Genomic DNA, 11,653 nt, shown 5'->3' with positions numbered 1-11,653 from the left:
GGAGGTGAACGTAATGACAAATCCATTTGAGCGTGCAGACACTGACTATATGATTTTGGTCAATGATGAGAATCAGTATTCGCTTTGGCCTTCCTTCATCACCGTACCCGATGGCTGGAGCGTTATTTTGGAGCGACAGACACGTGAGGAGTGTATGGATTACATCAACCGGCAATGGAGTGATATGAGGCCTCGAAGCCTACATGCAGTTACAAATTCTGTTAGTGGGATCTAGGATTAAGATTGATGTTTGATAAATGAACCTAATAAGAAAATATGAAACAGCCGGTTATCTAAGCAACCGGCTGTTTCGTATTTTCTTAAAGTAGGCTTTCGTACAATTCAGATAAGGAGACATATTGGATACGGTCAGGAAGTGTATCTGTATTTGAGCAGACTGACAAAATATGCGTCCGATCAATTCTGAAACTCTTAAATTGGAAGCCTATAGCCTCCGGAGAAAACCATTTTTCTTTATCGGAATGAACCATAGAAAAAGAATCGAGAGGAAAGGACAAGCCCTTCCCCAGGGCTTTTGTATAACTTTCCTTTAGGGTCCACAGTTGATAGAAGTAATCTAGCTGGTCGTCTCCAGACTTTGAGGCAAGCAATTTGTTTTCTTGGGGAGAAAATAGGGTTGTTGCGAATTGAAAATCTATAGGTACAATCTTCTCGACATCAATTCCTAGACAATGGTCATTATTACTCCAGAGCATTGCAACCCAGTTTCCCGAATGGGAGATATTGAAACTAACTTTCAGGTTGTTACACAATGAAGGTTTGCCATACTGATTGTAGCTAAAATGAAACTCACCGTGGTTCAAACCAATATCGACTGACAATTTGGAGCGAATCAGAACCTCGCCTAATAAGGAGCGGTATGCATCATCTTTTTTGACAAAGCGTGTGAATTTCTGTCTTCTTTCCTCTGAAACATTGGCAAGGAAGAGGTTCAAATAGTCTGATTTTATGTCATCTGGTATACGTAAGAGTGTTATCGATTGCAAATGAATCACCTGTATTCATTATTTCTACAATGTGAATGAAAACTCCTTTATTTTTTAGTGAGTTTTCTAATGTAGTGTTCATTTCTATTAAGAAATAGAGTAGGAACGAGTCTCAGCTTATGGTCCGATGGAATAGAGTTTGACGATATAGTCTACCTAAATTTAAGATGAATTTTTTCTGTCAAGGCCAATTATATACATCTGGCATGCATCAAATTGAATTCTCACTTATAATCAATGTATGAAGAAAGGGGATTCACCTATGTCTAAATCACTTGTATTAGCTGAAAAGCCGTCTGTAGCACGCGATATTGCGCGGGTGCTCGGCTGCAATAAAAAAGGAAATGGATTTCTTGAAGGGACGCATTATATTGTTACATGGGCGCTAGGTCATCTTGTGACACATGCAGATCCAGAAGGTTATGGCAATGAATTTAAAGAGTGGAAGCTCGAGCATTTGCCGATTATTCCGGAGCCATTTAAGCTTGTACCGATTCGTCAAACATCGAAGCAATTTAATGCGGTGAAAGCACAGCTAAAGCGAACTGATGTCAAAGCCGTCATTATCGCGACAGATGCGGGGCGTGAAGGAGAGCTTGTGGCACGCTGGATTTTAGAGCAGGCAAAAGTTCGTAAACCTGTCAAGCGGCTGTGGATTTCTTCGGTCACGGATAAGGCTATTAAAGATGGCTTTAACAATTTGAAAGACGGTCGTGCTTATGAAAACTTATACGAGGCGGCAGTTGCACGTGCAGAAGCAGACTGGGTTGTTGGCATTAATGCAACACGCGCACTGACGGTGAAATACAATGCACAATTGTCAACAGGTCGTGTTCAAACACCGACGCTCGCGATGATTGCAGAACGAGAAAAACAGATTCGTGATTTCAAGCCGAAATCATTTTATGGTATGCAAGCATTAACCGAAACAGCGAAATTTACTTGGCATGATCGGGCAGGTCAAACGCAGTCGTTCGATAAAGAAGTGATTGAGAAACTCATGGGCAAGCTGGACGGGGTTCAATCTGGCAAAGTTACGGACGTGAAAACGACGCCTAAGTCTCAACCAGCACCGCATTTATTTGATTTAACGGAGCTGCAAAAAGAGGCACATCGCCGTTGGTCATGGTCTGCCAAAGAGACGCTATCGACCTTGCAAAATTTATATGAGCGCCATAAAGCGGTGACGTATCCACGAACGGATTCGAAGCATTTGACTTCAGATATGGAAAGTACGTTGAAAGAGCGCATTAAAGCAGTGGATATTGGGCCTTATCGTAAAGCGGTCAACACGCTATTACGTTCAGGTACGATAAAGCCGCAGAAGGGTGTGGTCGATGATAAGCGTGTGTCGGATCACCATGCGATTATTCCAACTGAGGAAACGCCAATTCTTCAAAGCTTGTCTGATAAAGAACAACGTCTATATGATTTAATCGTTAAACGCTTCTTGGCGGTGTTCTTCGGTTCATTCCGTTATGACCAAGTAACAGCGGAGCTTACGGTAGGAGGAGAAATGTTCAAAGCGAAGGGTCGTACAATTACAGATGAAGGTTGGAAAAAGGTTTATTCGACGGAAGAGGAAGAAGTAGATACGGATATGCTCCCTTCATTCAAAAAAGGGGATGAGCTGGGTATTCGTGCTATCGTTATGACAGATGGTCAAACGAAGCCACCTGCACGTTTCAATGAAGGAACGTTGCTTGCGGCGATGGAAAACCCAACACAATTTATGCAAGGTGAATCTAAAGAATTGATCAAAACAATTGGTGAAACGGGTGGACTCGGAACCGTTGCGACGCGTGCTGATGTTATCGAACGACTATTCAATTCATTCGTAATGGAGAAGAAAGGCAATGATATTTACACGACATCAAAAGGACGCCAGCTGCTGGAACTTGTTCCGGAAGATCTGAAATCACCGGCGTTGACGGCGGAGTGGGAGCAAGGGTTGACGAAAATCGCCAGTGGGCAGATGAAAAAATCGGCATTCATGAAAGATATGATTGCTTTCTCAAAGCGTACTGTGACAGAAATTAAAACGGATGATAAAAAATTCAAGCATGATAATGTCACGGGGAAAACATGTCCGGATTGTGGAAAGCTTTTACTAGAAGTGAATGGCAAGCGCGGCAAGATGCTTGTTTGTCAAGATCGGGAATGCGGTCACCGTAAAAATGTATCGACATTGACAAATGCCAGATGTCCAGTTTGTAAAAAGAAATTGGAATTGCGTGGGGAAGGTGAAGGCAAGATTTTTGTTTGTAAATGTGGTCACCGTGAAAAGCTGTCGGCGTTTGAAAAGCGTCGTGCAAACTCGGGTGGTAAAAAAGCCGATAAACGTGATGTTCAAAAATACATGAATAAACAGGAAGAACCAGAAAATACTGCAATGGCAGATGCGCTGAAAAAATTATTTGATAAATAAATAGCGTTAGAAATGATAAAATGGGTGTTCTTTCAGTTGGAAATCGACTGATAGAACACCTTCTTAAATGGAGGTTAGTTCAGTCACTATTAAAACGTAGTTTACTTACCACTGAATCTTCTTTATACTTGATATTGAATACATAACATTAAAAAAAGAATAATTGAGAAATAGGTTTTTTGAATAGTTGGGAAATAACTATTTAAAACGAAGAGGGAAGTTGGTGTGAATCCAACGCGATCCCGTCACTGTAAGCGTTTATGGCTACTAAAGAAAATCCACTGTGCATATTGCATGGGAAGGAGTTAGTTGCCCGATGAGACGTAAGTCAGGAGACCTGCCTATTTTGATTTTAAGCTTCCTCGAGGAAGGGACGTTTAAAGTGTTTATCATCTTATTTTGGTACGGTTTCCTGACGGAGCTTTCCAGAAGATTCTTTTTTGTTTGGCAAAGGAATCGCTGATAATACCTTTTTATGTGCGCCTTCTTCTAAATAGAAGAGCGCTTTTTTTGATGTCAAAAAAAGGAGAGATTAGATTGAAGGATTTATTTCAAAGATGGGGCTTATTAAGTTTTGTGTTTGTTTTTATGCTTGCTATTTTGGCAGCATGTGGCACGGACAAGGGTACGGATGGAGCGGCGAAAGAAGATAGTGTCGATGAAGAATCAATTGAAGTAGTTGAAGAGGTCGAAGATGAAGAGGTTGTCGAAGCGTTTCCTGTTACCTTTACAGATGATGTAGGTCGTGAAGTGACTATTGAAAGCGAACCAAAAACGATTGTGTCGATTCAAGCGAGTAATACAGAGATTTTATATGCACTTGGTGTTGGGGATCGTCTAATTGGTGTGTCTGATTATGATAACTACCCTGAAGAGGCGTTAAGTGTACAAAAAGTGGGAGCACAAGATATGGATGCAGAATTAGTTCTAAGCTTGCTACCTGATATCGCTTTTGTCACGACATACCACCACAATACACATGAAAATATTTTGAAGCAATATGAAGATGCAGGTATTACAGTCGTTGTGACAGGTAGTGCTTCCACTTTTGATGATGTCTATAAAACAATGGATATGATTGCGCAGGCGACAGGAACAGCTGAAAAAGCAGATGAAATCATTAACGATATGAAAGACCGTCGGGTTGCACTTGAAGAAAAAGCAAAAGGCATTACAGATACAAAGAAAGTATGGGTTGAAGTTTCTCCTGCTCCAGACATTTTCACGACAGGGAAAAATACATTTATGCATGAAATGTTAGAAGCGATCAATGCAACAAATGCTGCTGAAGAGCAAGACGGTTGGGTGAAAATGACAGAAGAAGAAATTGTTCAGTTGAATCCAGATGTCATTATTACGACATACGGTTACTATATAGACAATCCGGCTGAACAAGTTTTAACGCGCGATGGTTGGGCAGAAGTAACTGCGATAAAAAATGAACAAGTATTTGATGTAGATAGTGATACGGTTACTCGCCCGGGACCTCGTTTGATTGAAGGAGTAGAGACGCTTGCAAAAATCATTTATCCGGAAGTTTTTGGGGAGTAAGATTGGCTGGCTTTACTTACTAAGTATTGGGTTTGTACTTTGTGCGCTGTTACTGGGTCTATTTGTCAGCAGCGTACAGTTTCCAATCATGACTATTTTGCATATTGTGTTGGAAAAATCGTTTGGCCTTGGCTGGCTTGAAAATATACCGCGTAATGAAGAGTTAATCATTTGGAATATTCGACTGCCACGGGTTTTACTGGCTCTTTGTGTCGGTGCTTCGCTTTCGTTAGCGGGTGCCGCATTTCAAGGGCTTTTACGTAATCCATTAGCGGATCCCTATACAATCGGTGTTTCATCAGGTGCTGCCTTAGGGGCAGTACTTGTGTTATTTTTTCAATTTACGATTATTGGGCTCGGGAGCTTCACATTACCAGTCGTCTCAATCGCTAGTGGATTTATTACCCTGATGATTGTTTTTGGATTAGTACGTTTGAGCAGCAGGAGCCTTGCGATTGAAACGATTGTCTTGGCAGGAATCATCGTTGGCTCATTTATCGGTTCAATAACGTCACTACTCATTTCCTTAGGTGATAAGGATGCGATGACACAAATTATGTATTGGCTTTACGGTAGTGTAGGAATGAGAGGGTGGAGCCACATTCATCTTGTTGTTCCATTTATGATTATTGGGACGATTATTTTACTCATGCATTATCGTGAATTGAACGCGCTTGCACTTGGCGAGGAAGCAGCAGATCACATCGGTGTCAATGTTAAAAGAGGTAAAATCATGATTTTGATTGGCGCCTCATTGTTGACGGGAGCGGCAGTAGCGGTTTCCGGTTCAATCGGGTTTGTTGGTCTTGTCATCCCTCATCTTGTTCGTTTATTGACAGGACCGAATCACCGACATCTTCTGCCGTTGTCGATGTTGTTCGGAGGTTCTTTTCTTATATTGGCAGACTTATTGGCTAGGACGATCATTGCGCCGAGGGAATTGCCAATTGGTGTTATTACCGCATTGATTGGCGCACCTGTATTTGCTTTTCTACTGATTAGGGAAAGAATCGGAAGAGGTGAACGAGGATGATTAAAGTTGATCGACTCGCAGGCGGCTATGGGAAGAAACCAATCGTCAAAGACATTAGCTTGGACATTAAAAAGGGAGAGTTTTTTGCATTGCTGGGTCCGAACGGTAGTGGAAAGACAACCCTATTCAAATTAATTACAGGGCAATTGCCCGTCATTTCAGGTGATATTCTCATTGATGGGAAAGTGATGTCGAAATTAACGAAGTTGGAGAAGGCGAAAAAAGTAGCGGTGCTTTCTCAGGAAGTTCAAATGACGTTCGATTACACAGTCGAGGAAATCATTAGTCTTGGACGCTATCCACACCAAAAGGGCGTTTTGAAAACGTTATCGGCGTATGATCGTGAAGTGATTGATGCGGTGATGGAGATTTCCAAAGTTGGGCGCTATCGCAAGACACAATTTCGCTTGTTGAGTGGAGGAGAAAAACAACGGGTTTTATTAGCGAAGGCATTAGCACAAGAGCCTGAGGTTTTACTGTTGGATGAACCGACAAATCATTTGGACATTAAGCATACTTTTGAAATGTTAGATTTGCTAAAAGAGTGGCAACGGACGAAAGGATTGACCATATTTGCGATTTTGCATGATTTGAATGTGGCATCGTTGTATGCGGATCGGGTTGCATTGCTTTACGAAGGTTCATTTTTAGAGGTTGGCGATGTGAATACGTTACGCAAGGAAGAGCAGTTGAAAAAAGTATATGAAGTTGAGGTCAAGGCGCAAGCACATCCGCTTGTTCCGAAGCCTCAGCTTCATCTGACGCCAACATATTCATATAGTGCAGACCCGACGCCATTTTTAAATAGTTTTCAAGCTGAGCAAAATGAAAATACAGTTCATCTACACTTCGAACAACCTTTGCGTACGCTATCGAACGCGGATGTAGGGGAAGGAGTTCAATGGCTGCAGCACTTTTGTTTAGTGGCAGACGAATCAATTGGTGAACAAAATCTGTCAGCATGGTTGGAAAACAACGGAATTCCGTCTGAACAAGTAGCAGCGATTGCGACGACTGGGGATATACAGGATGTTGTTATAATCGAGCAGCTACTGCTGGGTGTTCAACTAATGATTGTAGTAGCGATTGAAGTGGATATCCATCAGCATAGAAGCTTGGATGGCGTTCATCTACTGCTGTTTATAGATGGACATTTACAAGACAAAGCATTGTTTGATTATTATATGACTGTTATAGAGGCAAAGGTGAAGGTTTGTCAGCAGCTAAGTCTGCAATCGGTTCAGTCAGCAAGGGACGTGGTACTCATTGCTGCCAGCCAGAGGGAAAACCAACTAAGGCATCGCGAAAACGAAATTGATTTACGAAAAGGTATCGAAAAAATTATCACAACAGCAATGTTAGAGGCCGTCGAGAAGAAATTTACTAAAAGTGATATGCTGTCGTAATTGTGATGACAGAAGATGGGAGGATTTCGATGACTGAACGAAGACTTGTCATAGCGGGCACCGGGAGTGGAGTTGGGAAAACGACTGTAACAATTGGTTTGATGTCCGCTTTGAAACAACGGGGATTTGTAGTCCAAGGATTTAAGTGTGGGCCAGATTATATCGATTCCTCTTACCATACTGCGGTGACCAAACGTGTTTCACGGAATCTAGATAGCTGGATGTTTGGAGAAGAGACAGTCCTTGATATTTTTAATCATGGAAGTGAAAATGCGGATATTTCCATCATGGAAGGGGTTATGGGGCTCTATGATGGGAGAGATCCTACAAATGATAAAGGAAGTACTGCAGAGATTAGTGTAATGACTGACAGTCCAGTCTTGCTCGTTGTGAATTGTGCAAGTGTGGCTCGAAGTGCAGCGGCGATTGTGAAGGGGTTTCAAACACTGTCAAGTGAGCCTAACATCGTTGGTGTCATTGCCAACCGGGTAGGGAGTGACAGGCATTTTGAAATTGTGAAGGTCGCAATTGAACAAGAATGCCAAATTCCTGTTATTGGCTATTTGAAGCGGGAACAAGGGATTGAAATTCCTGAAAGAAGTCTTGGGCTCGTCCCGTCGATTGAAAGGGGAGAACTTGATTCCTTTTTCAATCGACTCGGTCAACTCGTGCTTGAAACAATTGATATAGATAAGTTGTTGGAGATTTCGTTGGCACAGCCTCTAAACGCGGAGCAAACAACTTCGCTTTTCGAAAGTAAAAAAGAACCGATTGTGCGTATTGCTGTGGCGAAGGATGCCGCATTTAATTCGTATTATATTGAGAACTTGGAGATTTTGGAGTCGTATGGCGCTGAGCTCGTTTACTTTTCACCATTAGCAGATGAATCATTCCCGGAGAATATTGACGGGCTTTATATTGGCGGAGGTCTCCCTGAAGAGTTTGTCCATTTGCTTAGTCAAAATGAAGCGATTAAACAAGCGTTGAGGGCGGCATTTGAAGGCGGGGTTCCGACATTTGCTGAAGGCGGTGGATTTATGTATTTGACGCGTTCAGTCGAGACGACGGCAGGGGATCTATTTGGTATGGTCGGTTTTATTCCAGGGAATATAAAAATGCATGCTACTTTACAAGCGATTGGTTATCGGGAAATTAGTGGGCATCAGGACAACTTTTTACTCAACGAACATCAGAAAGCAAGAGGACATGAATTTCACTACTCTACATTCGAGCCGGTGGAGTCATTTCAACATGCTTATGAGACGATGGGGATGCGTGGCGGAAAGACGGATGGTTATGTAACAGATAATGTGGTTGCTGGCTATACACAATTCCATTTTGCGACATGTGTAGGAATGGTTGAAAGATGGATTGAGACTTGCTTAAGCTACAAAAAAATAAGGGGAGGCACACAATGAGCAAAAATCAAAAAGGGCTTACACTTGTTTACACAGGTCATGGTAAAGGGAAAACAACGGCTGCATTAGGACTGGCTTTGCGTAGCACGGGGAGGGGACTAAGTGTTAAGATTTTTCAATTCATTAAATCACCACAACGGTCCTATGGAGAGCAAATTGCGCTGAAAAAACTCGGTGTGGAAATGGTACAACTCGGCATTGGTTTTACATGGACAAAAACGCCTGAAGAGCACCGGGAAGCGCTTAAAAAAGCGTGGCCACAAGCGAGAGATGCTGTCATGAGTGGCGAGTATGATGTTGTGATTTTAGATGAGTTAAATAATGCTTTAGCGATTGATAAGTTTCCAATCGATGATGTTCTTCCTCTGAATGAAATAATCGATATGATTAAAAACAGACCACCGCACGTCCATCTTGTCATTACGGGAAGAGATGCTCTGCCTGAAATTAGGGAAATCGCTGACTTGGTTTCAGTTGTTGAACCTGAAAAACATTATTATAACGAAGGCGTGGATGCTGTAAAAGGCATAGAGTTTTAATAATCAGATTTTAGAACTTTCGTAGGGTTTATTTGGAAGGGGAATTTGGGTATAATAGTTTAACTAGGATATTCCGGAAAATAGCCCTATGGAGGTGAAGGTACATGAATGCTGTAATGACATTCGCAACGGCAAGTGATCAGCTGCAACGTTATGATGCGATTCGACGAAAAAATGCTGAAAATGCTTATGAGCGTAATGTTCAGTATAATGGACAAAATCAGAAGACATTGGAAAAACTTGAGGCCTTATTGATGGGGAAGGACGAACCGCAAGCCGTTCAACCAGAGAAGCAGGAAGTACAGGAACTTGGTGCAGGACAGATGAAACAAGTTGCACTTCCAATTGGTAAGACGCTCGAAGAAACGATTGGTCTTTGGCGGGATGTACGAGCGGATGCAGTTTCTGTGCCCGAACCAACAACTGCAGACCATCAGCTTGTCGCTACAGCGTCTGCAAAGATTATGCAGACGGAAACGCAAATTGCGCTACAAAAATTAGCGCAGTCTGAATTCGAAGCGACGATGGCAAGAAAAGAAATTGAAACGGGAAATATCGTTTCATTCGAATTGCCAGTAGGCGTTGATCGTGAAGTGTTTATGATGCAAAAACGCTTTGAACAAGCGATTTCAACATATGCTTTCCAAGCAGAGGCTAAGCAAAAAGGCTACGGTCTTGACGAACCACAGTTTTCTAAAGTTGCGTAATGTGATGGAGACCACCTCAGCGGGTGGTCTTTTCTATTGGAGGAGGAAGTGGATAGATGGCCAAACAGAGTCGTATGGTGAAGACGAATGCAGTTAGAATTCTAGAGGGGGAAGGCGTTCACTATGAACTGATGGAATATGATGTGATAGATGGTTTGGTTGATGGTGTTTCTGTTGCAGCAAAAACGGGTCAAGTCGTGGAGAGTGTCTTCAAAACACTCGTGACAATGGCGGGCCCAAGGGAATTATTTGTTTATTTAGTACCGGTGGCGCTTGAGCTGGATTTGAAAAAAGCAGCAAGAGCAGCTGGAGTAAAAAAGTTGGATATGCTGCCATTGAAGGATTTAACGAAAGAGACGGGCTATATGCGTGGAGGTTGCTCAGCAATTGGTATGAAAAAGAACTATCCAACGTTCATTGACGAGTCAGCACAAAGCCTGGATTTGATGACTGTGAGTGCAGGGAAAGTTGGGTTGCAAATGAAACTAGCTCCTGACGAATTGGCGCGTGTAGCGAGTGCAACCTTCTACGATGTTGTAAAATACAGTTAACGTATGTATAAGACAATTACATGTTACAATAAATAGATTAGGATCAAACACGCCTTGGCGTGTTTGCGTCCAGATTTTGAATTGAGCGAGCTCAATTCAAAATCTGTGACATCCTCCGGAGGATAACTTGCTCTAGCAAGTTAACGCATTCATGTGGAATTAGCATGAATGTTCTTTGACGTGTAGAAAGAAGGATTTGTATGCAAAAGGCCTTGCTTTGGAGATGGACATTTTATTTTACAGGATTATTAGTGATGGCTCTTGGGGTTTCAATGACCATTAAAGGGCAGAAATTGGGTGTTGGACCCTGGGATGTACTTCATGTTGGATTGTATAGGCATTTTGGCTTAACGATTGGTACATGGGGAATCATTACTGGATTTGTTATTATCGTCGCAACAGCCGCAGTATTGAAACAGTGGCCGAAAATCGGTACTTGGCTCAACATGCTTTTGCTTGGTATTTTTATCGACTTCTTTAACTGGCTGCTGCCTGATTTTACGACATTTGGAGCACAGATGGTTATTTTTATATTTGGTGTGATTGTTATGGGCTATGGTGCTGGAATGTATATATCACCTAATATTGGGGCGGGACCGCGTGATAGCCTGATGCTTGTATTTGTTAAAAAGACAGGGGCGAGCATTAAAAAAATACGAACAACGCTTGAAGTGATAGTCGCTATCATTGGCTGGTTATTTGGTGGTCCAATTGGGATTGGAACAGTGTTAATAGCACTGTTTCTGGGCCAAATGATTCATTATACATTGCCGCAAAGTCGTAGGTTTTTAATGAAAATAATTGGTGAGAAAGATGAAAATATTTTTTTAAACTAAACAGAGTTGCCCCGAAAAAGGTCATTTTTTGATCTTTTCGGGACAACTCTTTTTTTATTATTGAAATAGTGATTACTGCAACTTTTCACCCAATTCTTAAAGTTTTACTAAAAACTAAGAAAAAACTGTTTACTTTTAGTAAAATACAGAATATGATGAAGGTGTTCAAAAAAAAGG

General features: G+C 41.8%; 11 protein-coding genes and 1 riboswitch. Of the genes, 10 read left to right on the top strand and 1 reads right to left on the bottom strand.

Annotated elements, in window-relative coordinates; translation table 11 throughout:
- Positions 1-13 precede the first annotated feature (13 nt).
- The gene (locus N1I80_RS18675) at positions 14-235 is read left to right on the top strand and encodes an MbtH family protein (protein ID WP_340739340.1); all 222 of its coding nucleotides are present in this window, start codon (positions 14-16) and stop codon (positions 233-235) included.
- Between the two features lie 85 nt (positions 236-320).
- Here the strand turns inward: N1I80_RS18675 and N1I80_RS18670 are convergent, their stop codons facing one another.
- Positions 321-1,007, bottom strand: a complete 687-nt coding sequence (locus N1I80_RS18670; RefSeq protein WP_340739339.1) for a 4'-phosphopantetheinyl transferase family protein — start codon at positions 1,005-1,007, stop codon at positions 321-323.
- A 262-nt stretch (positions 1,008-1,269) separates the two neighbouring features.
- On the opposite strand from N1I80_RS18670, the gene N1I80_RS18665 reads away from it, so the two are divergent.
- The 9 genes from N1I80_RS18665 to N1I80_RS18625 all read left to right on the top strand — a co-directional run bounded on the left by N1I80_RS18665 (position 1,270) and on the right by N1I80_RS18625 (position 11,476).
- Positions 1,270-3,435 (top strand): DNA topoisomerase III, encoded by a 2,166-nt coding sequence (locus N1I80_RS18665; RefSeq protein WP_340739338.1) that lies wholly within the window; start codon positions 1,270-1,272, stop codon positions 3,433-3,435.
- Between the two features lie 155 nt (positions 3,436-3,590).
- Positions 3,591-3,794: riboswitch (cobalamin riboswitch) on the top strand.
- A 178-nt stretch (positions 3,795-3,972) separates the two neighbouring features.
- Positions 3,973-4,986, top strand: a complete 1,014-nt coding sequence (locus N1I80_RS18660; RefSeq protein WP_340739337.1) for an ABC transporter substrate-binding protein — start codon at positions 3,973-3,975, stop codon at positions 4,984-4,986.
- Entirely contained in the window at positions 4,949-6,019 is a 1,071-nt protein-coding gene (locus N1I80_RS18655) for a FecCD family ABC transporter permease (RefSeq protein WP_340739336.1), read from the top strand. Before N1I80_RS18660 ends, N1I80_RS18655 begins: the two co-directional genes overlap by 38 nt.
- On the top strand, positions 6,016-7,425 hold the full coding sequence (locus N1I80_RS18650; protein ID WP_340739335.1) for an ABC transporter ATP-binding protein: 1,410 nt from the start codon (positions 6,016-6,018) through the stop codon (positions 7,423-7,425). Before N1I80_RS18655 ends, N1I80_RS18650 begins: the two co-directional genes overlap by 4 nt.
- A 29-nt stretch (positions 7,426-7,454) precedes the next feature.
- Positions 7,455-8,843, top strand: coding sequence for a cobyrinate a,c-diamide synthase (locus N1I80_RS18645; RefSeq protein ID WP_340739334.1), 1,389 nt, complete (start codon positions 7,455-7,457; stop codon positions 8,841-8,843).
- On the top strand, positions 8,840-9,382 hold the full coding sequence (locus N1I80_RS18640; protein WP_340739333.1) for a cob(I)yrinic acid a,c-diamide adenosyltransferase: 543 nt from the start codon (positions 8,840-8,842) through the stop codon (positions 9,380-9,382). The genes N1I80_RS18645 and N1I80_RS18640 overlap by 4 nt, the downstream gene beginning before the upstream one ends.
- A gap of 104 nt (positions 9,383-9,486) precedes the next feature.
- A complete protein-coding gene (locus tag N1I80_RS18635) occupies positions 9,487-10,089 on the top strand; it encodes a hypothetical protein (protein WP_340739332.1) in 603 nt (200 codons plus the stop codon).
- A gap of 56 nt (positions 10,090-10,145) precedes the next feature.
- The gene (gene ybaK, locus N1I80_RS18630) at positions 10,146-10,640 is read left to right on the top strand and encodes a Cys-tRNA(Pro) deacylase (RefSeq protein WP_340739331.1); all 495 of its coding nucleotides are present in this window, start codon (positions 10,146-10,148) and stop codon (positions 10,638-10,640) included.
- A 200-nt stretch (positions 10,641-10,840) separates the two neighbouring features.
- Positions 10,841-11,476: a YczE/YyaS/YitT family protein gene (locus N1I80_RS18625; protein ID WP_340739330.1), complete on the top strand. Its 636-nt coding sequence runs from the start codon at positions 10,841-10,843 to the stop codon at positions 11,474-11,476.
- Positions 11,477-11,653: the final 177 nt, after the last annotated feature.

Origin of the sequence: Sporosarcina sp. FSL K6-3457, from assembly GCF_038007285.1 — a bacterium.
GTDB lineage: Bacteria > Bacillota > Bacilli > Bacillales_A > Planococcaceae > Sporosarcina.
The sequence above is the reverse complement of the archived record's forward strand: the minus strand, read 5'-3'. Positions and strand labels throughout refer to the sequence as shown.